19 protein-coding genes and 2 pseudogenes are annotated in these 22,065 nt (G+C 71.2%); 11 read left to right on the forward strand and 10 right to left on the reverse strand.

Annotated features, from left to right (window positions below):
* Window positions 1-13 precede the first annotated feature (13 nt).
* Together D9753_RS19785 and D9753_RS19790 are read left to right on the forward strand one after the other, a co-directional pair.
* The gene (locus D9753_RS19785) at window positions 14-871 is read left to right on the forward strand and encodes a calcium-binding protein (protein ID WP_449455871.1); all 858 of its coding nucleotides are present in this window, start codon (window positions 14-16) and stop codon (window positions 869-871) included.
* Window positions 872-911: 40 nt separating this feature from the next.
* Window positions 912-1,799, forward strand: a complete 888-nt coding sequence (locus D9753_RS19790; RefSeq protein ID WP_121788201.1) for a hypothetical protein — start codon at window positions 912-914, stop codon at window positions 1,797-1,799.
* 138 nt (window positions 1,800-1,937) lie between these two features.
* Here the strand turns inward: D9753_RS19790 and D9753_RS19795 are convergent, their stop codons facing one another.
* Both D9753_RS19795 and D9753_RS19800 read right to left on the reverse strand, forming a co-directional pair.
* The gene (locus D9753_RS19795) at window positions 1,938-4,334 is read right to left on the reverse strand and encodes an HAD-IC family P-type ATPase (RefSeq protein WP_121788202.1); all 2,397 of its coding nucleotides are present in this window, start codon (window positions 4,332-4,334) and stop codon (window positions 1,938-1,940) included.
* A 59-nt stretch (window positions 4,335-4,393) separates the two neighbouring features.
* The gene (locus D9753_RS19800; RefSeq protein ID WP_121788203.1) at window positions 4,394-4,660 is read right to left on the reverse strand and encodes a DUF2530 domain-containing protein; all 267 of its coding nucleotides are present in this window, start codon (window positions 4,658-4,660) and stop codon (window positions 4,394-4,396) included.
* A gap of 191 nt (window positions 4,661-4,851) precedes the next feature.
* Between D9753_RS19800 and D9753_RS19805 the strand changes: the two genes are divergently transcribed.
* A complete protein-coding gene (locus D9753_RS19805; RefSeq protein WP_121788204.1) occupies window positions 4,852-6,303 on the forward strand; it encodes an NCS2 family permease in 1,452 nt (483 codons plus the stop codon).
* A 25-nt stretch (window positions 6,304-6,328) separates the two neighbouring features.
* Here D9753_RS19805 and D9753_RS19810 read toward each other — a convergent pair whose 3' ends face one another.
* The gene (locus tag D9753_RS19810; RefSeq protein ID WP_121791176.1) at window positions 6,329-6,511 is read right to left on the reverse strand and encodes a ribbon-helix-helix protein, CopG family; all 183 of its coding nucleotides are present in this window, start codon (window positions 6,509-6,511) and stop codon (window positions 6,329-6,331) included.
* Between the two features lie 154 nt (window positions 6,512-6,665).
* On the opposite strand from D9753_RS19810, the gene D9753_RS19815 reads away from it, so the two are divergent.
* Both D9753_RS19815 and D9753_RS19820 read left to right on the forward strand, forming a co-directional pair.
* The gene (locus D9753_RS19815; protein WP_121788205.1) at window positions 6,666-7,103 is read left to right on the forward strand and encodes a MarR family winged helix-turn-helix transcriptional regulator; all 438 of its coding nucleotides are present in this window, start codon (window positions 6,666-6,668) and stop codon (window positions 7,101-7,103) included.
* A 27-nt stretch (window positions 7,104-7,130) separates the two neighbouring features.
* Window positions 7,131-8,477 (forward strand): MFS transporter, encoded by a 1,347-nt coding sequence (locus D9753_RS19820; RefSeq protein WP_394346734.1) that lies wholly within the window; start codon window positions 7,131-7,133, stop codon window positions 8,475-8,477.
* 59 nt (window positions 8,478-8,536) lie between these two features.
* Here the strand turns inward: D9753_RS19820 and D9753_RS19825 are convergent, their stop codons facing one another.
* Entirely contained in the window at window positions 8,537-9,052 is a 516-nt protein-coding gene (locus D9753_RS19825) for a GNAT family N-acetyltransferase (RefSeq protein ID WP_121788207.1), read from the reverse strand.
* Window positions 9,053-9,090: 38 nt separating this feature from the next.
* Here D9753_RS19825 and thpR point away from each other — a divergent pair, with 38 nt between their 5' ends.
* On the forward strand, window positions 9,091-9,663 hold the full coding sequence (gene thpR, locus D9753_RS19830; protein ID WP_121788208.1) for an RNA 2',3'-cyclic phosphodiesterase: 573 nt from the start codon (window positions 9,091-9,093) through the stop codon (window positions 9,661-9,663).
* 352 nt (window positions 9,664-10,015) lie between these two features.
* Here thpR and D9753_RS19835 read toward each other — a convergent pair whose 3' ends face one another.
* Together D9753_RS19835 and D9753_RS19840 are read right to left on the reverse strand one after the other, a co-directional pair.
* Window positions 10,016-11,011, reverse strand: coding sequence for an aldo/keto reductase (locus D9753_RS19835; RefSeq protein WP_121788209.1), 996 nt, complete (start codon window positions 11,009-11,011; stop codon window positions 10,016-10,018).
* A gap of 66 nt (window positions 11,012-11,077) precedes the next feature.
* Window positions 11,078-11,800 carry a GDSL-type esterase/lipase family protein gene (locus tag D9753_RS19840; RefSeq protein WP_121788210.1) on the reverse strand — a complete coding sequence of 241 codons (723 nt, stop codon included), beginning with the start codon at window positions 11,798-11,800 and terminating at the stop codon, window positions 11,078-11,080.
* 100 nt (window positions 11,801-11,900) lie between these two features.
* Between D9753_RS19840 and D9753_RS19845 the strand changes: the two are divergent.
* Window positions 11,901-12,871: pseudogene (locus D9753_RS19845) on the forward strand (WD40 repeat domain-containing protein).
* A 189-nt stretch (window positions 12,872-13,060) separates the two neighbouring features.
* Complete coding sequence (locus D9753_RS19850) at window positions 13,061-14,644, forward strand: alpha/beta hydrolase (RefSeq protein WP_121788211.1); 1,584 nt, start codon at window positions 13,061-13,063, stop codon at window positions 14,642-14,644.
* Between the two features lie 48 nt (window positions 14,645-14,692).
* Here D9753_RS19850 and D9753_RS19855 read toward each other — a convergent pair whose 3' ends face one another.
* The 3 genes from D9753_RS19855 to D9753_RS37145 form a co-directional block, all read right to left on the reverse strand.
* On the reverse strand, window positions 14,693-15,163 hold the full coding sequence (locus D9753_RS19855; RefSeq protein ID WP_121788212.1) for a hypothetical protein: 471 nt from the start codon (window positions 15,161-15,163) through the stop codon (window positions 14,693-14,695).
* A 78-nt stretch (window positions 15,164-15,241) separates the two neighbouring features.
* Window positions 15,242-15,475: a DUF397 domain-containing protein gene (locus tag D9753_RS19860; RefSeq protein ID WP_121788213.1), complete on the reverse strand. Its 234-nt coding sequence runs from the start codon at window positions 15,473-15,475 to the stop codon at window positions 15,242-15,244.
* Window positions 15,459-15,770, reverse strand: coding sequence for a hypothetical protein (locus D9753_RS37145; protein WP_205614208.1), 312 nt, complete (start codon window positions 15,768-15,770; stop codon window positions 15,459-15,461). Before D9753_RS37145 ends, D9753_RS19860 begins: the two co-directional genes overlap by 17 nt.
* Before the next feature lie 174 nt (window positions 15,771-15,944).
* On the opposite strand from D9753_RS37145, the pseudogene D9753_RS19870 reads away from it, so the two are divergent.
* Window positions 15,945-16,713: pseudogene (locus tag D9753_RS19870) on the forward strand (DUF6879 family protein).
* Between the two features lie 18 nt (window positions 16,714-16,731).
* Window positions 16,732-17,580 carry a helix-turn-helix domain-containing protein gene (locus D9753_RS19875; RefSeq protein WP_121788214.1) on the forward strand — a complete coding sequence of 283 codons (849 nt, stop codon included), beginning with the start codon at window positions 16,732-16,734 and terminating at the stop codon, window positions 17,578-17,580.
* Between the two features lie 103 nt (window positions 17,581-17,683).
* On the opposite strand, the gene serC is transcribed toward D9753_RS19875, so the two are convergent.
* On the reverse strand, window positions 17,684-18,802 hold the full coding sequence (gene serC / locus D9753_RS19880) for a phosphoserine transaminase (RefSeq protein ID WP_121788215.1): 1,119 nt from the start codon (window positions 18,800-18,802) through the stop codon (window positions 17,684-17,686).
* A 156-nt stretch (window positions 18,803-18,958) separates the two neighbouring features.
* On the opposite strand from serC, the gene D9753_RS19885 reads away from it, so the two are divergent.
* Window positions 18,959-21,841: an FAD-binding and (Fe-S)-binding domain-containing protein gene (locus D9753_RS19885; protein WP_121788216.1), complete on the forward strand. Its 2,883-nt coding sequence runs from the start codon at window positions 18,959-18,961 to the stop codon at window positions 21,839-21,841.
* Window positions 21,842-22,065 lie beyond the last annotated feature (224 nt).

Consider the following 22,065-nt stretch of genomic DNA (forward strand, 5'->3'; position numbering starts at 1 on the left):
CTCTTCTACGAAAATCCGATCACTAGTACAACCTTTCACTATGTCCCCACGTCACATGTGTGGAGTCACGCGACTCTCTGGATCTGAACGTGGGGACAACACATGCGCATCCGAGTCTCTCCGAGTCTCTGTCGCCGTCGTCGGCGGCGCTCTGGCCCTGTCCGCCCTCGCCGTGCCGGCCGCCCAGGCCGACGGCAGCCAGGGCGACACCAAGATCACCAAGGTGGTCGTGGACGGTGACAACAAGGTGTCGATCGGCACCTCCAGCGCGGTCACCGTCAAGGTCAGCGTGACCGCCACGGACGGCTCGGGGATCAAGGGCGCCGACGAGTTCGACCTCTACGGCCCCGACAACGGTTACGCGACGACGAGCAAGCCCACCTGCGCCAAGGTGAACACCACCACCTCCACCTGCACCGCCTCGGTGACGATCGACCCGAGGACGGACTACCTCACCGACAAGAGCGCCGGCACGTGGTACGTGGACGCGTGGGTCGACGCCAACGACGAGGACTACAGCTGGAAGGAGAAGGCCGGCTCCTTCTCCTTCCAGCGCGCCGCCAAGCTCACCGTCAACGCGGCCCCGGAGCCGGTGACGAAGGGCAGGACCCTCACCGTCACGGGCGCCCTCACCCGCGCCGACTGGGAGTCGCTGAAGTACGGCGGCTACGGCTCGCAGGCCGTCAAGCTCCAGTACCGCAAGAGCGGCTCCAGCACGTACACCACGCTCAAGACGGTCACGGCGGACTCCAAGGGCAACCTGAAGACCACCACCACCGCCTCGGCCGACGGCTACTACCGCTTCTCCTTCGCGGGCAGCTCGACCACCGCCGCGGTCAGCGCCGCCGGTGACTTCGTCGACGTGAAGTAGCCGGGCCCCAAGCACTCTCTCCGACAGGAAACAGGAACACATGCGCTTCCGTGCCACTGTGGCCGCCGTCTCCGGCGCCCTGGCCCTCTCCGCCCTCGCCCTGCCGGCCGCGCACGCGGCCGACGGCGGGTCGTCCTACCGCGCCGCCGTCGCCGATGCCCTCGCGCGGCACACGTCCGGCAAGGCGGCCTTCACCGCCACCGCCGCGCCGATCGGCGACCTGGACGTGTCCTTCTCCGACTTCAAGATCGCCAAGGCGGTCAAGGTCGGTACGACCAACCGCGTCTCCACCACGGTCACCTTCACGCTGACCCACGCCGCCGGCCTGGACCCGACCAGCGACGGGTTCGCCACCGGCCCGCTGATCTACCACGGCTCCTCCGACGACCCGGACAACGTCCTGGGCGGCGAGGACCCGGCCACCTGCGTCAAGAAGACGTCCACGACGGCCGCCTGCAAGGGCCCGATCGACATCAACCCGCGCGAGACCGACGCCGACCTGAAGCTGTTCAACAGCCAGGCCGGCACCTGGCACGGCGCGGGCCTCGCCCTGGACATGGACAACGACAAGTCGGCCGTCCAGTTCGGCCTGGGCACCACCCTGGTCCAGCGCGCCTCCACGCTGACGGTCAACGCCTCCCCGGAACCGGTGAAGAAGGGCAAGACCCTCACCGTGACGGGCAAGCTCGCCCGCGCCAACTGGGAGGACCACAAGTACCACGGCTACACCGGCCAGCCGGTCACGCTCCAGTACCGCAAGAAGGACTCCAGCACCTACACCACGCTGAAGACCGTCAAGACGGACTCCACGGGCAACCTGCGGACGACGACCACGGCCACCGCCGACGGCTACTACCGCTTCTCCTTCGCGGGCAGCTCGACCACCCCGGCGGTCAGCGCCACGGGTGACTTCGTCGACGTGCAGTAGGACGCCGGACGCAAGGAACGGTCAAGGGCCCCGGGAGCGAGAGTGCTCCCGGGGCCCTTCACCGTGAGGCGGCGGTCACGACGGTCGTTCGGCGCAGCCGGGCCGGTTCGGGTCCTGAGCAATGATCGAGATCGGATCTCAGGACCCGAACCGGCGGCCCACCCATCTCCAGACGAACTCCAGCAGAACCGCCGCCCCCACCGCCGCCCCCGCCGCCGTCCACGGCAGCTCCACGCCGACCAGTTCGAGCGCGAAGAATTCCCGCAGGGCCGGCACCACGAGGACGAGCAGGAACGCCACGCCCATCGCCGCCACCAGCGCCACCCGCCACCAGGTGTAGGGCCGCGCGATGATCGCGAGCACCCACAGGGAGATCAGGAACAGGGTCAGGGTGGCCGCGCTGGTCTCCGCCTCCAGGGCGCCCGGGCCGGTGTAGTGGTGGCGGGCGAGCAGGTACGTCACGAAGGTCGCCCCGCCGGCCACCACGCCCCCGGGAACCGCGTACCGCATCACCCGGCGCACGAAGTGGGGCTGTGCCCGCTCCCCGTTGGGCGCCAGGGCGAGGAAGAAGGCCGGCACGCCGATGGTGAGCGTGGACAGCAGGGTCAGATGCCGGGGCAGGAACGGGTACTCCACCCGCGCGCACACCACCAGCACCGCCAGCAGTACCGAGTAGACGGTCTTGACCAGGAACAGTGTCGCCACGCGCGTGATGTTGCCGATCACCCGGCGGCCCTCGGCGACCACCGAGGGCAGGGTCGCGAAGCTGTTGTCCAGCAGCACGATCTGGGCCACCGCCCGGGTGGCCTCCGAACCCGAGCCCATGGCGACACCGATGTCCGCGTCCTTCAGCGCCAGGACGTCGTTCACGCCGTCCCCGGTCATCGCGACCGTGTGCCCGCGTGACTGGAGCGCGCCGACCATGTCCCGTTTCCGCCGCGGGCCGACCCGCCCGAAGACGGTGTTCGCGTCGACGGCCTCGGCCAGGGCCGGCCGGTCGCCGGGGAGCCGCCGCGCGTCCACCGCCGTACCCTCCAGTCCCAGTTTCGCGGCGACCGCGCCGACCGACACCGCGTTGTCCCCGGAGACGACCTTGGCGCGCACGCCCTGCTCCGCGAAATAGCGCAGGGTGCCGGCCGCGTCGGGGCGCAGCCGCTGTTCCAGCACGACCAGCGCGGTGGGGCGGGCACCCCGGGCCGGCTCGGCGTCGTCCAGGTCGCGGTTGGCCCGGGCCAGCAGCAGAACCCGCAGCCCCTGCTCGTTCAGCCGCCCGGTCTCGGCCAGGGCCGGGGCGGCGGGGTCGAGCAGGACGTCGGGGGCGCCCAGCAGCCAGGTGCTGATCTCGCCGTCGCCCTCGCTGAACGCGGCCCCGCTGTACTTGCGGGCGGAGGAGAACGGCAGCGACTCCACGCACCGCCAGTCGTCGCTGTCCGGACAGGCGTCGATGATCGCCTTGAGGGAGGCGTTGGGACGCGGGTCGGACTCGCCGAGCGCGCCGAGCACCTTGCGCACGTACGTCTCGTCCGCACCGTCCAGGGGCCGCAGCCCGGTGACGTTCATGCCGCCCTCGGTGAGCGTGCCGGTCTTGTCCAGGCAGACGGTGTCGACGCGGGCCAGCCCCTCGATGGCCGGCAGCTCCTGCACCAGGCACTGTCTGCGGCCCAGCCGGATGACGCCGATCGCGAAGGCCACGGAGGTGAGCAGCACCAGCCCCTCCGGGACCATCGGCACGATGCCGCCGACCGTGCGGGCGACGGCGTCCGCGGGGGCGTCGCTCTTGACGACGAGCTGGGTGACGACGAGTCCGAGGGCCGCCGGGACCATCATCCAGGTGACGTACCCGAGGATGGTGGAGATGCCGGTGCGCAGCTCGGAGTGGACGAGCGTGAACCGGGACGCCTCCTCGGCGAGCTGGGCGGCGTAGGCCTCGCGGCCGACCCGGGTCGCGGTGAAGGCACCACCGCCGGCGACGACGAAGCTGCCGGACATGACCCGGTCGCCGGGGCGCTTGACGACCGGCTCGGCCTCGCCGGTGAGCAGCGACTCGTCGATCTCCAGACCGTCCGCCTCCGCGCACACCCCGTCGACCACGACCCGGTCACCGGGGCCGATCTCGACGAGGTCGTCCAGGACGATCGCGTCGGTGCCGACCTCGACGGCGGACCCGTCCCGCCGTACCGTCGGCCGGGCCTCCCCGATCACCGCGAGCGAGTCCAGGGTCTGCTTCGCCCGCCATTCCTGCACGATGCCGATACCGGTGTTGGCGATGATCACGAAGCCGAAGAGGCTGTCCTGGACCGGTGCGACGCACAGCATGACCAGCCAGAGGACGCCGATGATCGCGTTGAACCGGGTGAGGACGTTCGCCCGGACGATCTCCCGGAGCGACCGACTGCCGCGCACCGGCACGTCGTTGACCTGTCCCCGGGCGACGCGTTCCGCGACCTCGGCCCCGGTCAGCCCGCCCGGCCGGTGCGCGGGCGGGGTCGCGGGGTGGACGGGGTCGAGTTCCGCACCCGCGCCTATGGGGGTCATGTTCTCGACGGTACGTGCGGTTCCGCCCCGTCGCCCGCCGGATCGGGCCGGCCGGGCGGCTACTCGGCGGGCGCGGGCCGCGGCGCGGCGGCCCGCTTGAGCGCGGCGTCCCGCCTGCGCACGTACCAGACGCCGATCAGGCCCAGACCGCCGCCCGCCAGACACGTCCACAGCCACCACAGGTGCCCGTGGTCCTGGAACCAGCCGTAGAAGGGCAACTGGACGAGGAAGAGCACGAACCACACGATCGTGACGCCGGTGATGGTGGCGACCACGGGGCCCTCCAGGGGCTCCGGCGCTTCGTGCTGAGGGGTCCACTTGGCCATGGGGACAGCTTACGAGGCGGCGCGGACGCGGCGGGCGGCGCGCACGACATCGGTGCCAGGCACGTTCTACGCGCGGAGATAGCGATCTTCTCTCTCATACCTTCATACTGAAACCGTTTGTCTCTGACCACTTCCGCTCGTATGAAACTCCAACGGGGCTCGGGGGAACCCCGCTGGTGATGAGGTTGCGCATGTCCACCTCGGCACCTGCCAAGGTCCCCACCCCCGAGAAGCCGGGCGGTGCGTCCGGCTTCGGTCCCCTCGACCGCTACTTCCGGATCTCCGAGCGCGGCAGCTCCGTCGCCCGTGAGGTCCGCGGTGGTTTCGCCACCTTCTTCGCGATGGCGTACATCATCGTGCTGAACCCGATCATCCTCGGCAGCGCGAAGGACATGTACGGGCACCACCTGGACAACGGCCAGTTGGTGACCGCCACCGCGCTGACGGCCGCGTTCAGCACGCTGCTGATGGGCGTCATCGGCAACGTGCCGATCGCGCTCGCCGCCGGCCTCGGCGTGAACTCCGTCGTCGCGCTCCAGCTCGCGCCCCGGATGTCCTGGCCGGACGCCATGGGCATGGTCGTCCTGGCCGGCTTCGTGGTCATGCTGCTGGTCGCCACCGGCCTGCGCGAGCGGGTCATGAACGCCGTGCCGTTCGGCCTGCGCAAGGCGATCGCGATCGGCATCGGCCTGTTCATCATGCTGATCGGCCTGGTCGACTCCGGGTTCGTCACCCGGATGCCGGACGCGGCCCAGACCACCGTCCCGCTCCAGCTCGGCACCGGCGGTCACCTCACCGGCTGGCCGGTGCTGATCTTCATCCTGGGCGCCCTGCTCACCTTCGCGCTCATCGTCCGCAAGGTGCCGGGCGCCATCCTGATCTCGATCGTCGGCATGACCGTCCTCGCGGTCGTCATCAACGCGGTCGCCACGATCCCGTCCTGGGGCCTGACCGTCCCGAAGTGGCCCGGCAACCCGGTCTCCACGCCCGACTTCGGCCTGGTCGGCCAGGTCAGCCTGTTCGGCGGGTTCTCCAAGGTCGGCGTGCTGACCGGCATCCTCTTCGTCTTCACGGTCCTGCTGTCGTGCTTCTTCGACGCGATGGGCACGATCATGGGCATCAGCGACGAGGCCAAGCTGACCGACGCCCAGGGCTACATGCCCGGCATCAACAAGGTCCTCTTCGTGGACGGCCTCGCGGTCGCCGCGGGCGGTGCCAGCTCCTCCTCGGCCACCACGGCCTTCGTGGAGTCCACGGCCGGCGTCGGCGAGGGCGCCCGCACGGGCCTGGCGAACGTCGTCACCGGCGGCCTGTTCGCCGTTGCGCTGTTCCTCACCCCGATCGCCACGATGGTCCCGTCCCAGGCGGCCACCCCCGCGCTGGTCGCGGTCGGCTTCCTGATCCTGTCGAACTCGATCAAGGAGATCGACTGGGCCGACTACACGATCGCGATCCCGGCGTTCGTGACCATGCTGATGATGCCGTTCACGTACTCGATCACGAACGGCATCGGCATGGGCTTCATCACCTTCACGGTGCTGCGGCTGGCCGCCGGGCGGGCCCGGGAGATCCCGGTGGCGATGTACGCCGTCTCGGCCGTCTTCGCGTTCTACTACCTGATGCCGGCCCTCGGCCTGACGTGAGCCCCGACCACCCGCCCCACCCGTCTCACGTGACCCCGTAGAACCTCTCCGTCTCCTCGACGGCGGCCCGGAACCGCTCGTCGAAGTCACCGCGAATGAGCGTCCGGACGACATAGTCCTGGACGCTCATTCCTCTTTTCGCCGCGTGGTGCCGGAGCCGCTCGAGCAGCTCCCTGTCCATCCGCAGGCTGAGCACACTGGTCCCCATGCGTACGAGGGTCGCCACAGGCGGCCCGCCGGTGCGCCGTTTTCCGCGACCGGCTCACTCGTACGGGTGATGCGTGGGCGCAGTGGCGGGCGTCACGGGCGCCACGGCCGTTCCCGGTGGTCTTTAGCGAGAGTAATGAGTTACGCTAAAGAACATGCCGGATCTTACCCATGGCGACGACGCTGCCGCCGTGAACGCCCTCCGCTCCGCCGTCATGCGGCTGTCCCGTCGGCTCAAGCACCAACGGGTCGACGAGTCGCTGAGCCCCACCGAGATGTCGGTGCTCGGCACCCTCGCCCGCTGCGGCTCGGCCACCCCGGGCGAGCTGGCCCGCAAGGAGCACGTCCAGCCGCCGTCGATGACCCGCATCGTCGCGCTGCTGGAGGCCAAGGGCCTGGTCCGGCTGGAGCCGCACCCCGAGGACCGGCGGCAGAAGGTCGTCACCCAGACCGAGCAGGCCGAGGCCATGCTCGAGGAGAGCCGCCGCAAGCGCAACGCGTTCCTGGCAGGCCTGGTCGAGGGACTCGCCGAGGACGAGTGGGTCGCCCTGCGCACCGCCGCCCCCGTGCTGGAGAAGCTCGCACATCTGTAAGCAAGCCGACGGAGGAGGCGAACGCTTTTGAGTACGGGATCGGGAACACCTTCCGCCCCCGCACCGACCGCCACTACTACCCCAGCTCCCCGCACGACCTCGATGTTCAGCTCCCTGAAGATCCGGAACTACCGCCTCTTCTTCCTGGGCCAGGTCGTCTCCAACACGGGCACCTGGATGCAGCGCATCGCCCAGGACTGGCTGGTCCTCGGGCTCACCGGCTCCTCCGCGGCCGTCGGCATCACGACCGCCCTGCAGTTCCTGCCGATGCTGCTGTTCGGCCTCTACGGCGGCGTCCTCGTGGACCGCCTGCCCAAGCGGCCGACCCTGCTGGGCACCCAGTCCGCCATGGCCGTCACCGGTCTGGTCCTGGCCGCGCTGACCCTCTCCGGCCATGTCCAGGTGTGGCACGTCTACGTCGCCGCGTTCGCCGTCGGCCTCGCCACCGTGCTCGACAACCCGGCCCGCCAGTCCTTCGTCTCCGAGATGGTCGGCCCCGACCAGCTCCAGAACGCGGTCAGCCTGAACTCCGCGAACTTCCAGTCCGCCCGGCTCGTCGGGCCCGCCGTCGCCGGCCTGATGATCACCGGCGTGGGTACCGGCTGGGCGTTCCTCGCCAACGGCCTGTCCTTCGCCGCGCCCCTCGCCGGCCTGCTGCTGATGCGGGCCCGCGAGCTGCACGTGGTCGAGCGCGCGCCGCGCGGCAAGGGCCAGTTGCGGGAGGGCCTGGACTACGTCGCCAAGCGGCCGGAGCTGATCTGGCCGATCGTGCTGGTCGGCTTCATCGGCACGTTCGGCTTCAACTTCCCGGTGTGGCTGTCGGCCTACGCGGACGACGTCTTCCACGCCGGCGCGGGCGCCTACAGCCTCTTCAACACCCTGATGGCCGTCGGCTCCCTCGTCGGCGCCCTGCTGGCCGCCCGGCGCGGCACGGCCCGGCTGCGCGTCCTGATCGCCGCCGCGCTGGCCTTCGGCACGCTGGAGACGGTGGCCTCGGTCGCGCCCCAGTACTGGCTGTTCGCGCTGCTCATGGTCCCCATCGGCATCTGCGGCCTGACGGTGAACGTCACCGCGAACACGGCGGTCCAGATGGCCACCGACCCGGCCATGCGCGGCCGGGTGATGGCCCTGTTCATGATGGTCTTCATGGGCGGTACGCCGCTCGGCGCGCCGGTCGTCGGCTGGATCACCGACACCTACGGCGCCCGGATCGGCTTCGCGGCCGGCGGTGTGGTGTCGGCCGTCGCGGCCGGTGCCGTCGGACTGGTCCTGGCCCGCGTCGGCGGCCTGCGCCTGTCCGTGGGCTGGCACCACGGCCACCCCCGGGTCCGCTTCGTCCCGCGCGAGCCGGAACGGCTGGCCACGGCGGCGTGAGCGGCCCGGGGCAGCCCCAGTGGTCCCGGGGTCCCCGGGAACCCGCAGGAGCCGGGGGCCTACAGGACCCTCCGGGCCAGCACCTGCCCCGGCCACGCGTCCTCGCCGTAGGTGAAGGGCTCGGTCCGGATGAAGCCGTTGCGCTCGTAGTAGGCGACCAGCTTGCCGTCGTCGCCCGCGTAGCAGTCCACCCGCAGCAGCGAGACCCCCTCCCGCCGGGTCACCTGGGCCGCGTGGGCGAGGAGGGCGGCCCCGGCGCCCCGCCCCTTGAACCGGCGGTCGGAGGCGAACAGGCTGATGTACCGCTCGGGTTCGTCGGCGGGCTCCAGGTAAGGGCTCGGGGCGTCGGTGAGGGTGAGGGTGGCGGCCGGGACGCCGTCCACCTCGGCCACGTACGGCCGGCCCAGGGTGGCGTACCGCTCGACCATGGCCACGGCCCGGGGATTCCCCGACCAGGGCTCGGTGCCCCACTGCCGGGTACGGCCCTGTGAGACCAGCCACTCCACGGAGCTGTCCAGCATGCCCAGGATCAGGGGAACGTCGTCGGGGCCGCCTTCGCGGATCGTGATCGGCATCGGATCATTCTGCCCCCGGCGTTTGGGATGGTGAAGACATGAGACTCTTCGCCGCCGTACTGCCCCCGGAGGACGTCACCGACGAACTCGCCGCCGAGGCCGCCCGGTTGGGTGAGCTGCCGGGCGCCGGCCGGCTGCGCTGGACCGGCCGTCCCGGCTGGCACCTCACCCTCGCCTTCTACGGCGAGGTCACCGACGACCTCGTACCCGCCCTGTCGGACCGCCTGGCCCGCGCCGCCCACCGTACGGCGCCGTTCGCCCTGCGCCTCGCGGGCGGCGGCCGGTTCGGGCAGGGCCGTGCGCTGTGGGCGGGCGTCCGGGGAGACGTGGAGGCCCTGGGGCTGCTGGCCGGCCGGGCCGAGGCGGCGGCACGGAAGGCCGGGGTGCCGATGGGGGAGCACCGGCGCTACAAAGCCCATCTCACGCTGGCCCGCAGCCGGGAGGCGGTGGACGTGCAGCCGTTCGTCACCGCGCTGGCGGAGTTCACCGGCACCCCCTGGACGGTCGCGGACCTCGCCCTCGTGCGCAGCAGCCTGCCGAGGTCCGGGGTGCCCGGCGAGCAGCCCCGGTACGAGGCGGTCGCCCGCTGGGCCCTCGGCGCGGGCAGTTAGGCTCGACGGCGTGGACCCGAAGACGCGGAACCGGATCATGGCCGGTGTGCTGGTGCTGATGTTCGTGGTGGTCGCCTTGGCGGCGGCCGTGAAGTAGCGACCCCTGCGACCGCCGGTGGCCGTCGGCGGGGTGACGGCTGCCGGCCGTCCCAGGCCCCGCAGCCACCGCTCCCCCCGCCCCCGCGGAGCACCGTCGTACGCCGCCCCGCCTGCGGAGCGCCGCCGGTCCTTGCCCCGCCTGCGGAGCGCCGCCGCCGGTCTCCGCCCCCCTGCGGAGCGCCGGCGTACCTCGCGGGCCCCGCGGAGGGGGCGGTGCCGGCCGGCCCTGTGGGGCGGCCGGGGCCGGCCGTTGTCACCAGGCGAAGGCCTCCGGGGACGGGCCCGGGCCCGGGAAGATCTCGTCCAGGCCGGAGAGCACGTCCTCGCTCAGCTCCAGCTCCACCGCCCTGAGCGCCGAATCGAGCTGCTCGGCCGTGCGCGGGCCGACGATCGGGCCGGTGACGCCGGGGCGGGTCAGCAGCCAGGCCAGGGCGACCTCGCCGGGCTCCAGGCCGTGCTTGTCCAGCAGGTCCTCGTACGCCTGGATCCGCGCGCGGGCGGCCGGTTCGCCGAGGGTGTCCGAGGCCCGGCCCGAGCCGCGGCGCCCGCCCTGGACCTCCTTCTTGAGGACCCCGCCCAGCAGGCCGCCGTGCAGCGGCGACCACGGGATGACGCCGAGACCGTAGTCCTGCGCGGCCGGGATGACCTCCATCTCGGCCCGGCGCTCGTACAGGTTGTACAGGCACTGCTCGCTGACCAGACCGAGGGTGCCGCCGCGGCGGGCGGCCGTCTCGTTGGCCTGGGCGATCTTGTAACCGGGGAAGTTGGAGGAGCCGGCGTAGAGGATCTTGCCCTGCTGGACGAGGACGTCGATCGCCTGCCAGATCTCCTCGAACGGGGTGTTCCGGTCGATGTGGTGGAACTGGTACAGGTCGATGTGATCCGTCCGGAGCCGCTTAAGGCTGGCGTCCACCGCGCGCCGGATGTTCAGCGCGGAGAGCTTGTCCTGGTTGGGCCACACGGACGCGCCGTCCAGCTCCATGTTGCCGTACACCTTGGTGGCGATGACGACCTTGTCGCGCCGTTCACCGCCCTTGGCGAACCAGTTCCCGATGATGGACTCGGTCCGGCCCTTGTTCTCGCCCCACCCGTAGACGTTCGCGGTGTCGAAGAAGTTGATGCCCGCGTCCAGCGCCGCGTCCATGATCGCGTGGCTGTCCGCTTCGTCCGTCTGCGGGCCGAAGTTCATCGTCCCGAGGACGAGTCGGCTGACCTTGAGTCCCGTGCGTCCGAGCTGTGTGTACTTCATGGTTCACCAGCCAACGACCTGGAGTGCGCTCCAGGCAAGGCCCCCGGCCGTCCACGGCCGCGCGGTTCAACCGTGCGCAGGGTGACCGGGAACGCCGGAACCCGGCCGGTCCGTTCCGGCCGCGTACGGCCGTCCGACCCCCCACGCCTCCCACATCGCCCCCGCGAACGCCCCCGCGATCCGGTGCTCGCCGTGCGCGTTGGGATGCGTGCCGTCGTACGTGTCGGTGTCGATGTCGTACGCCTCCGGTGGCGAGGCGGACAGCAGGGGCGAGCGGGGCTCGTCCAGGTCGGCCACGGCCTTGGCGAGCAGGACATTGAACCGGTCCACCTGCTCGGCGAAGGACGGGTCGGCCGCGGCCCTGATGTTCGGGATCACCGGCAGCAGCACCATGCGGATGCGCGGGTCGGCCTCGCGGGCCGCGGCGACGAAGGCCCGTACGTTGTCCGCGGTCTGCTCGGCGTTGGTGTAGAAACCGAGGTCGATCAAGCCGAGGGAGACGAGGAGGACATCGGGGCGGTGGGCCCGTACGGCGTCGCCGATCAGCGGCACCATGTGCAGCCAGCCCTCGCCCCAGCCCGCCAGGTGCGCGCACGGGAAGGCGGGCTCGGCGTAGGCGAGGGACGTCGGGGCGTCGTCCTGTTTGTCGTACAGCGTCTCGCGCGGGCCGACGAAGGTGAACGGGCCGCCGTGCGACGTGCACAGGTGCCGCCACAGCCGGTAACGCCACGTGTGGTCGCCCGCGCTCCCGATCGTCATGGAGTCGCCCACGGGCATGAACCTAAGCATCCGGTCATGATGGACGATCGCGGGAGCCGGTGGGATCCACGGTGCGTGTGAGGCGGAGCACGTCCCCCGAACACCCGCCGGTGATGGCAGGCTTGGGGGCATGCGTCGATCGTTCGCCGTCCTCGCCGGGGTGCTGCTCGCCGGCGCCTGCGCGCTGCCCGCCTCCGCCGCCGACGGAACCGGCGACCGGGGGTTCACCCTCAAGGATCCACGGATCACCGAATCCAGCGGGCTCGCCGCCTCCCGTCTGCACCCCGGTGTCTACTGGACGCACAACGACAGCGACGACGGGCCGTACCTCTACGCCGTCGACAGCGCCACCGGCAGGACGGTCGCCCGGATCACCCTGCGCGGCATCGGCTCCCCGCGCGACGTCGAGGCCGTCTCCATCGGCCCGCACAACGAGATCTACGTCGGGGACATCGGCGACAACTTCGGCGGCCGGTGGCCGTATGTGTGGATCTACAAGTTCCCCGAGCCGAAGCGGCTGACGGACCGGACGGTCACGGCCGCGCAGTACGTCGTGAAGTACGCGAACGGGCCCCGCGACGCCGAGTCGCTGCTCGTCCATCCGACGACCGGGCGCGTCTACATCATCGACAAGAAGCAGGACGGCGGGCATCTGTACGAGGGCCCGGCCACCCTGTCCACCTCCGGCGCCAACGTCTTCCGGCCCGTCGCCGCCGTCGACCTCTGGGCCACCGACGCCGCGTTCTCCCCGGACGGCCGGCAGCTCGCCGCCCGCGGGTACTTCGGCGGCGTGTACTACGGCTTCGACGGCGGCCGGATCAAGCGCGAGGGCAGCCTCGACGTGCCGTTGCAGGGACAGGGGGAGTCGGTGTCGTACTCCGCCGACGGCACCAAGCTGATGTACGGCAGCGAGGGCGCGGGCAGCGCCGTCCGGGCGGAGGACACGCCCCGGCCCGCCCGGACGCGAAGTCGCCGTCTGCGAAGGGCGGTTCCGGCGCCTCGGAGGACAAGGGCGGCGGTGCGAGCCTCAAGGTCGGCGCCGTGATCGTGGTGGCCGGACTGGCGGCCCTGTTCGGCCTGCGACGGCTGCGGCGCGGCTGAACGCGGTGGGCGGAGGGAAATCAGCCCTTCCGGGTTCTCCTCCGCACGTCCATTTCCGCCTCCTCCGTGAGGCGTAGCAAGACTGTTCCGCAGATGGATCCGATGACCTCCGTGAACACGAAATGGTGTCCGTGTCCCGGAAGTTGACGGAAAGGAACGGCTATCGTGCGGAAAGGACGCTTGGCGCCCATGCTTGCCGTGGGCGTCACGGCAACGCTGCTTCCCGCTCTCGCGCCGGCGCAGGCCACCGCGGCGGAACCGCTGGGGAAGTACGAGAACCAGAAGCCCGCGTGGCACAGATGCGACGCGTCTGAGCCCGCTGCGTACCAGTGCGCGACGATCAAGGTCCCGCTCGACTACAGCCGCCCGGACGGCACGACGATCAAGCTGGCCATCTCCCGCCTGAAGGCCGGCGTCCCGGGCAAGCGGCACGGCGCGCTCCTCTTCAACCCCGGCGGTCCGGGGGGCGAGGGCCTGGGCATGCCCGTCATGATGAAGGACGTGCTGCCCAGGAAGGTCCGCGAGCAGTACGACCTCATCGGGTTCGATCCGCGGGGCGTGGGGCGCAGCAGCCCGGTCACCTGCCGTCTCACGGAGACGGAGCAGAACTCCGAACATCCCTACAAGCGCGCGACGTTCAGCCACGACGTCAAGTGGGCCCGGACCGTCGCCGACAAGTGCCGTGCCCGGAACGGCGACAGACTCCGGTACATCACCACCCGCAACACCGCCCGCGACATGGACGTCGTCCGCGCCGTCCTCGGCGAGAAGAAGATCTCCTACCTGGGTTACTCCTACGGCACGTACCTGGGTGCCGTCTACGCGCAGCTCTTCCCCGAGCGCACCGACCGCTTCGTGCTGGACAGCGCGGTCGACCCGGCACGTGTCTGGCGCGGCATGATCCAGATCTGGGCGGAGGGCAGCGAGCCGGCGTTCACCCGCTGGACGAAGTGGACCGCGCAGCACCACCGCACCTACAAGCTCGGCACCACCCCGACCCAGGTGAGGAAGTCGTTCTGGGATCTGATCGCCCGGGCCGACCGCACCCCTATTGAGGACGGCGACGCGAAGGTCACCGGTGACGACATCCGCGCAGCCCTGCGCGGCGCGTTCTTCAGCCCCAAGTACGCGGCTGAGGCGGTCGTCCAGCTCAAGAAGGCCGCCGACGGCCGTGCGCCCTCCCGCCACGCCCTCCTCCCGGGCGTCCAGCAGGAGCCGCGCTGGTCCGCGGCCCACGCGGGTTCCAGGGCTTCCGCCGCTTCCGCCGCGCAGCCGCCGGCCGACAACGGCAGCGCTGTCTTCTGGGCCGTGGTCTGCGGCGACACCGGGGCCTGGCCGCGCGACCCGGAGCAGTACCGGCGTGACGCGATCCGGGACAAGGCCAGGTATCCGCTCTACGGCGACTTCGGCTCCAACATCACGCCCTGCGCGTTCTGGGACAAGCCGACCGAGCCCGTCACCGCCGTCCGCAACCACGTCGGTCTGCTCACCGTGCAGAACCAGTGGGACCCCCAGACGCCTCTGGCCAGCGGCCTGGGCATGCACCGCGCCCTGAGGGGGTCGCGCATGGTGTACGTCAAGGGCGGCGAGGGCCACGGCGTCTACTCCATGGACCCGCGCTCCTGCGCCGACCGCACCGTCAACGCCTACCTGAGCACCGGGAGGCTTCCGGCACGGGACGTCACCTGCAAGTCGTCCGGCAGCCAGGGCCTCGGCGTGAAACCGCAGATCATCCCGGCACCCCGGCACACCCCCCGAAGCCCCCGCTTCTGACCCGCCGGCGCGCGAAGGGCGCCCGGTGGCCACCGGGCGCCCTTCCCCTCAGACGCCCAGCGGGCACGGCAGGGTGGGGAGCTGATGGTTCGGGGCGCAGCTCACCAGCGCCAACGAGAGGTACGCGGGACGTTCGAGGTAGAAACCGAGCGAGACGTCACCACCCGATTCCAGCCGCTCGGCTGCGGAGGTGACGAGGGTGCTCAGACGCGTGCCGCTGCGCTGTGCCTCGGATGCGAACCGGGGTGCGTACTCGGTGAGACGGTCACTCAGCCAGGCTGCCGCCGCCTTCGCGTCCTGCCATGTGCCGCGCACCAGTCGGCGTGGCTTGGCGAGCCAGTAACCCGTCTCCAACGGGGGCAGGTCGCAGGCCGGGAACTCGACGGCGGCCGTGCGGTACCGCTGGATCAGCTCGGGGCTGCTGCCGGGCGGAGGCGGATCGGGATGGGGAGGCCGTCGCAGGGCCTCCTGGTCGAAGCGGGCCTTGGGCCCGGTCCAGAGGTAGGCGTGATGGTGCACGGGATGTCCCACTCGGTGCGTAGAAGGAGGGCAGCCGGTCCCTGACGCGGCTGCGCCACGCGGGGACCGGCTGGTTACTCAGACCGACAGGCCGAACCGCGCCGGATCGAGGCCGGCGGCTGCCAGCTCGGCCGAGGTGAAGCGCAACGGCTGCGCGTCGGGCCGCTTGCTGTCACCGAGGGCCCAGGCGTCCTCGCCGATACGGGCCAGGGTCACGCAGGCCTCGCCGTCCGGGTGAGTACTTCCCCCGCACGCCTTCACGAACGAGGCGCTGTCGAGGTCGAGGGCGTACAGGTCACTTCCGTTCACCATCGGTGCACCTTCCTGCTCCGCTGTCGCGGCCGTGTCCGGCCGCCGCCGCCCTGGACGGGCGGGAGTCCATGGGGGGAGAGGGGCGGTCGTGGACGCCCGACGGGTGGTCACGGATCTCGGTGGCGTGACGCCCCGCCCGCGTGATGTCACCGGCCTGCTCGCAGGCGAGGAGCTGCCGCCAGTTCGCGACGCACACGTCGCAACCGGCGACGGGGACGCAGTCCAGCAGCCAGGCGTCGAAGCCGTGGGGCAGGTGCGCCGAGTGCTTCTGCCGCGCGTTCACCATGCGTGTCACCGTGTCTCCCCGAGTGGGTGTGGCTTCGGGGATGACCGTAGAGAGGGGGAGGGGAGCAACGGATCGAATATTCTCCACTATTCTCGTGAGGTCACTCAGAATGCATGGACATTCACTCTGAGGTACCGCCATGCTGGCGCACGAACATCATCGACACCCAGGGGGTGGTTGTGCGTGGCACGCAGGTTGCGGTTCAACGGGACCGGGAGCGGTGTTACCGGATGCCCGTCCGTCCACGAGGATCTGGACAGTGGGGAGGTGATCGTGCACGGTCCTCCGCTCACCGATCCGGAGGAGGTCGAACAGCTTCAGCATCTTTCAGAGGGCGAGGTCGCCGTCGTAGTGCCACGGGATCTCCTGGTGGACTGGGGCCCGAAGGAGCGGACACGGCAGGTGCGGACGATCGATCTGGGTGAGTTCCACACACTGTTCGAAAAGTTCGAGCACACGGCGTGGCGACTGGAGACGCGCCGCCGGTACGCGAGTGACGAAACGGGTGAACGGTGGAAGCGGTTCGTCAAGAACGGAACGATCGGTGAGAGCGAGGATTCAGAATCGGTCTATAGCTGGTGGGCCGAGACGATTCGCGCTCACGCAGCGCAGGGCAGGCGGGTCGAGCGGGTACGCATCGTGGACCAGCCCCCCCACCACCGGTCAGCGATACCTCCTCGACAGCGCAAGGTGGAACGTCGGACTCGGCGAGGACATCCGCAATATGTGGCGCACCGACGCGGACCGGCTTCGGCTGCCCGCCGAGGACTTCTGGCTGTTCGACAGCCGCCTCATCGCCCTCCTGCGCTTCGATGACGACGATCAGCTCACGCATGTGGACCTGATCACCGAGCCCGCGGAGGTGGTGCGCTGCTGCATGGTGCGGGATGCTGCCTGGCACCACGCCGTACCGTGGAAGCAGTTCACGGCGGAGATGCACAGCGACACGTAAGGACAAGAGCGAGTACCGGTGAGCACGGACTATCAGAGAGCGCGCGCGGAGCTGGGCCACAGGCTCAGGGAGCTTCGCGTCGAGAGCCCTGATGGCCGGCTCACCGGTACGGAGCTGGCCCAGCGGCTGCGGTGGCCGCAGTCGAAGGTCAGCAAGCTGGAGAACGGCAGGCAGACCCCCACGGACGATGACCTGCGCGCATGGACCGATGCCGTGGGGCAGTCGGCCGCTTTCGATGAACTCCGCGCCCGGCTCAGGGGTTTCGAGAGTCATATCCGCTCCTGGCAGCGCCAGTTGGCGGCAGGTCACCGCCCTGTGCAGGAAACCTGGAATGCGCTTGTCGCGGAGTCCCGGGTTCTGCACATGTGGGAGAACAACGCGGTCAGCGGCATGCTTCAGACCGCCGAGTATGCCCGATGCATCTTTGAGCGCTACACCGATCTCCGTTCCTCCCCGCGAGACATGGAAGAGGCCGTGAGGGCTCGGATGAAGCGGCAGGACTGGCTGTACCGACCCGGTAGACGGCTCAACCTGCTCATGTGGGAAGGGGCCCTGCGGGCCCGAGTGTGTCCCGCGGAGGTCCTGGTTGCTCAACTGGACCGCTTGTCCGGCGTGGTGGGCATGGACACGGTGCGCCTCGGCATCCTGCCCCTGGACGCAGAACTCCGAATCCCGCCGGGCAACCCCTTTTCCGTACTCGACGAGCGTCTGGTCGTGGTCGAGGACTGGCACGCCGAACTCTGGCTGGACGAGGCAGAAACGATCGCCCTCTACCGTCGCGTGTGGGACACCTTCGCCGAGTCGGCCGTGTTCGGCACCGAAGCCCAGCAGGTGATCGCCCGTGTCCGCCGGAGCATCAAGGTCTGAGGACGTACGGCCGCGCCACCTCGTCGGAGGTCTCCCACAGGGGCTGACACACGAGGGGCGCCCGGTGTTCACCGGGCGCCCCTCGCTGTCGTGCCGGTGACGGCTACAGCTTCTCGATCACGTAGTCGACGCACTTCGTCAGCGCCTCGACGTCCGCCGGCTCGATCGCCGGGAACATCGCGACGCGTAGCTGGTTGCGGCCCAGCTTGCGGTACGGCTCGGTGTCCACGATGCCGTTGGCGCGCAGCACCTTGGCGACGGCGGCGGCGTCGATCTCGTCGGAGAAGTCGATCGTGCCGATGACCTGCGAACGCTCGGCCGGGTCGGCGACGAACGGGCTCGCGTACTTGGACTCCTCCGCCCAGCCGTACAGACGGGTCGAGGAGTCCTTCGTGCGGGCCGTCGACCAGGCGAGGCCGCCCTGGCCGTTGAGCCACTCGAGCTGCTCGTTCAGCAGGAAGAGCGTGGCGAGGGCCGGGGTGTTGTACGTCTGGTTCTTGCGGGAGTTGTCGATCGCCGTGGGGAGGCTGAAGAACTCCGGGACGTGACGGCCGGAGGCGTGGACGCGCTCGGCGCGCTCGATCGCGGCCGGGGAGAAGACACCGATCCACAGGCCGCCGTCCGAGGCGAAGGACTTCTGCGGGGCGAAGTAGTAGACGTCCGTCTCGGCGATGTCGACCGGCAGGCCGCCCGCGCCGGAGGTGGCGTCGACCAGGACGAGCGCGCCCTCGTCGGCGCCGGCCACGCGCCGGATCGGCATGGCGACACCGGTGGAGGTCTCGTTGTGGGTGAAGGCGTAGACGTCGACGCCTTCCTCCGCCCGCGCCTGGGGGTGGGTGCCGGGGTCGGCGGCCACGACGGTGGGCTCGGCCAGCCAGGGGGCGAGCTTGGCCGCCTTGGCGAACTTGGAGGAGAACTCGCCGAAGGTGAGGTGCTGCGACTTGTTCTCGATCAGGCCGTGGGTGGCGATGTCCCAGAAGGCGGTGGAGCCGCCGTTGCCGAGGACGACCTCGTAGCCCTCGGGGAGGGAGAACAGCTCGGAGATGCCCTCGCGGACCTTGCCGACCAGGTTCTTCACGGGCGCCTGCCGGTGCGAGGTGCCCAGCAGGGACGTACCGGTGGCGGCGAGGGCGTCCAGCGCCTCGGTGCGCACCTTGGAGGGGCCCGCGCCGAAGCGTCCGTCGGCGGGCTTGATGTCAGCGGGAATCTGGATGTCGGCCACGGGACGAGGTTAGCCCGTGGCGTCGGCCGGGGGAGCGGCGTGTCCGTCGGATGAGACGAGTCGCACGGGACGCTGACTTGTGAGGTTGTACGACGATACGGATGGGGTTGTGGAAAAGAGGCGGTGACTGTGCGTGATCGGATGCATCCTGGACGCATGACAGATCTTGCGGGTGAGCTGCGCGGGGCCGTCCGGGGCGAGGTCGGCTTCGACGCGGGCTCCCGGGCACTGGTGACCATGGACGCGTCCAACTACCGGCGCGTGCCCCTGGGCGTGGTGGCCCCCCGGGACGCCGACGACGTCTCCGCCGTGCTGGAGGTGTGCCGGGCGCACGGGGTGCCGGTGGTGGCGCGCGGCGGGGGCACGTCGATCGCCGGGCAGGCGACCGGCACGGGCGTGGTGCTGGACTTCACCCGGCACATGAACGGCCTGCTGGGGCTGGACCCGGAAGCCCGGACGGCCGTCGTGCAGCCGGGACTCGTGCTCGACCGCCTCCAGGAGGCCGCCGCCCCGCACGGACTGCGGTTCGGCCCCGACCCGTCCACACACAGCCGGTGCACGCTCGGCGGGATGATCGCCAACAACTCCTGCGGCTCCCACTCGGTCGCCTGGGGCACCACCGCGGACAACGTACGGGAGCTGTCCGTCCTCACCGCGCGCGGGCAGCGGCTGCGGCCCGGCCAGGACTGGGCGGGCGCCCCCGACGGCCTGCGGGAGCTGGTGGCGGGCGAGCTGTCCCGGCTGCGCACGGGCTTCCCGGACCTGCCCCGCCGCATCTCCGGCTACGCACTGGACGCGCTCCTGCCCGAGCGGGGCGCGGACGTCGCCCGCTCCTTCTGCGGCTCCGAGGGCACCCTCGGCATCCTCACCGAAGCGGTGGTCCGCCTGGTCGAGGTCCCCCGGGCGCGCGCCCTGGCGGTCCTGTCGTACGCCGACGAGAGCGCCGCCGCCGAAGCCGCCGCGGGCCTGCTGCCGCACGGACCGCTGACGGTGGAGGGCATGGCCGCCGACCTCGTTCCGGCCGGGGCCGGCCTGCCCCCGGGCGGCGCCTGGCTGTTCGTGGAGACCGGCGGCCGGACGGCGGCGCAGGCACACGCCCGTGCCCGGGAGATCATCCGCGCCGCCGACGTCGTGGACGCCCTGGTCGTCACCGACCCGGCGGCCCAGCGCACCCTGTGGCGCATCCGTGAGGACGCGGCCGGCACGGCCACCCGGATGCCGGACGGCACGGAGGCGTGGCCCGGCTGGGAGGACTGCGCGGTGCCGCCCGCCCGCCTCGGCGCCTACCTGCGCGACTTCCGCGCCCTGCTGACCGCCCACGGGCTGCGCGGCACGCCCTACGGCCACTTCGGCGACGGCTGCATCCACGTCCGCATCGACTTCGACCTGCTCACCGAGGCCGGTGTCGGACGCTTCCGCCGCTTCTCCGAGGAACTGGCCGACCTGGTGACACAGCACGGCGGCTCGCTGTCCGGGGAGCACGGGGACGGACAGGCCCGCGCGGAACTGCTGCCGCGCATGTACGGCGCGGAGACGGTCCGGCTCTTCGAACGCGCCAAGGCCCTCTGGGACCCGGACGACCTGCTCAACCCCGGCATGCTGGTCCGTCCCGCCCCGCTCGACAGCAACCTCCGCTTCTCCGTCCTGCCCCGCCGCCCGGTCGACGTGACCTTCGGCTACCCGGCCGACGGCGGCGACTTCCGCGCGGCCGTCAGCCGCTGCGTCGGCGTCGCCAAGTGCCGTACGGCCTCCATGACCGGCCCCGCCGTGATGTGCCCCTCCTTCCGGGCCACCGGCGAGGAGCAGCACTCCACCCGCGGCCGGGCCCGCCTGCTGCACGAGATGCTCGCGGGCGAACTGGTCACCGACGGCTGGCGGTCCACGGAGGTCCGGGACGCCCTCGACCTCTGCCTGTCCTGCAAGGGCTGCCGCTCGGACTGCCCGGTCGGCGTCGACATGGCCACCTACAAAGCGGAGTTCCTCCACCATCACTACGCCGGCCGCCGTCGCCCCGCCGCCCACCACAGCATGGGCCGGCTCCCCGAGTGGCTGCGCTGGACCGCCCGCACGCGCACGGCCCCCCTCCTCAACGCGCTCGCCTCGATACGGCCGCTGGCGGCCCTCGGCAAACGGCTGGGCGGCATCGCGGCGGAACGGGACATCCCCCGGCTGGCGGCACGGACGTTCACCGCGTGGTGGCGCCGCAGGAAACCCACCCGGGGCACCGGGGACCTCGTCGTCCTCTGGCCGGACACCTTCACCGAGCACCTCACCCCGTCCGTCGGCCGGGCCGCCGTCCGCGTCCTGGAGGACGCCGGCCTGCGCGTGGCCCTCCCGCCGACGCTGCCACCACACCGGGGAGTGATCGGCGACGGCCGGACCAGGGCGGCGACCGCGCTGCTCACGGCCCGCCGCGCCCGGGTCTGCTGCGGCCTGACCTATGTCTCCACCGGCCAGCTCGACCGCGCCCGTGCGGTGCTGCGCCGCACCCTGGACCTGATGGAACCGGTACTGCGGGCCGGACTGCCGGTCGTCGTCCTGGAACCGAGCTGCGCCGCGGCCCTGCGCGGTGATCTCCCGGAACTCCTGCACGACGACCCGCGTGCCGCCCGGCTGTCCGCCGCGGTCCTCACCTTCGCCGAAGCATTGGAGCGGCACGCCCCGCACTGGACACCGCCCGCCGTCGACCGCCCGGTGGCCGGCCAGACCCACTGCCACCAGCACGCGGTGCTCGGTGACACCCCCGACCGCCGGCTGCGCGCCGCCGCGGGCCTCACCGGCGACCTCAGCGGAGGCTGCTGCGGCCTCGCGGGAGACTTCGGCTTCGAGAGAGGCCACTTCGACGTCTCCCGGGTCTGCGCGGAGGAGCAGCTTCTGCCGGCCGTACGGGAGGCACCCGAGGGCACGGTGATCCTCTCGGACGGCTTCTCCTGCCGTACCCAGTTGGACCAGCTCGCCGGAGTCCGGGGCAGGCACCTGGCGGAGGTACTGGCGGAGGCACTGGAGAGGAGGACGGGGACGACGAAGCCGACGCCGTGACCGCGAGACGACCGGCCGCCACGTCGGTCACCTGGGGGAGACGCGGTGGGCCCGCCGGCGTCCGGGGGCTGGGCCGCGGGTGACGCCGAGAACCACCGTTGAGCACGATCACCTGAGTCGTCACCGCGTCACAGCAGAGGCACCGGGGGAGCGGCCGGAACGCGATGGCGTCACGCGACCGCACTGTCCGGGGGCCCGGTGGGAGCCGGTGCGACCCGCGGTCG

This window comes from Streptomyces dangxiongensis, from assembly GCF_003675325.1.
Classification (GTDB): Bacteria; Actinomycetota; Actinomycetes; order Streptomycetales; family Streptomycetaceae; genus Streptomyces; species Streptomyces dangxiongensis.

Excerpts from the sequence above, each read along its gene's own strand:
- D9753_RS19790 (WP_121788201.1), top strand. The coding sequence starts at position 912 with ATGCGCTTCCGTGCCACTGTGGCCGCCGTCTCCGGCGCCCTGGCCCTC.
- D9753_RS19795 (WP_121788202.1), bottom strand. The coding sequence starts at position 4,334 with ATGACCCCCATAGGCGCGGGTGCGGAACTCGACCCCGTCCACCCCGCG.
- D9753_RS19800 (WP_121788203.1), bottom strand. The coding sequence starts at position 4,660 with ATGGCCAAGTGGACCCCTCAGCACGAAGCGCCGGAGCCCCTGGAGGGC.
- D9753_RS19805 (WP_121788204.1), top strand. The coding sequence starts at position 4,852 with ATGTCCACCTCGGCACCTGCCAAGGTCCCCACCCCCGAGAAGCCGGGC.
- D9753_RS19810 (WP_121791176.1), bottom strand. The coding sequence starts at position 6,511 with ATGGGGACCAGTGTGCTCAGCCTGCGGATGGACAGGGAGCTGCTCGAG.
- D9753_RS19815 (WP_121788205.1), top strand. The coding sequence starts at position 6,666 with ATGCCGGATCTTACCCATGGCGACGACGCTGCCGCCGTGAACGCCCTC.
- D9753_RS19825 (WP_121788207.1), bottom strand. The coding sequence starts at position 9,052 with ATGCCGATCACGATCCGCGAAGGCGGCCCCGACGACGTTCCCCTGATC.
- thpR (WP_121788208.1), top strand. The coding sequence starts at position 9,091 with ATGAGACTCTTCGCCGCCGTACTGCCCCCGGAGGACGTCACCGACGAA.
- D9753_RS19835 (WP_121788209.1), bottom strand. The coding sequence starts at position 11,011 with ATGAAGTACACACAGCTCGGACGCACGGGACTCAAGGTCAGCCGACTC.
- D9753_RS19840 (WP_121788210.1), bottom strand. The coding sequence starts at position 11,800 with ATGCTTAGGTTCATGCCCGTGGGCGACTCCATGACGATCGGGAGCGCG.
- D9753_RS19850 (WP_121788211.1), top strand. The coding sequence starts at position 13,061 with ATGCTTGCCGTGGGCGTCACGGCAACGCTGCTTCCCGCTCTCGCGCCG.
- D9753_RS19860 (WP_121788213.1), bottom strand. The coding sequence starts at position 15,475 with ATGGTGAACGGAAGTGACCTGTACGCCCTCGACCTCGACAGCGCCTCG.
- D9753_RS19885 (WP_121788216.1), top strand. The coding sequence starts at position 18,959 with ATGACAGATCTTGCGGGTGAGCTGCGCGGGGCCGTCCGGGGCGAGGTC.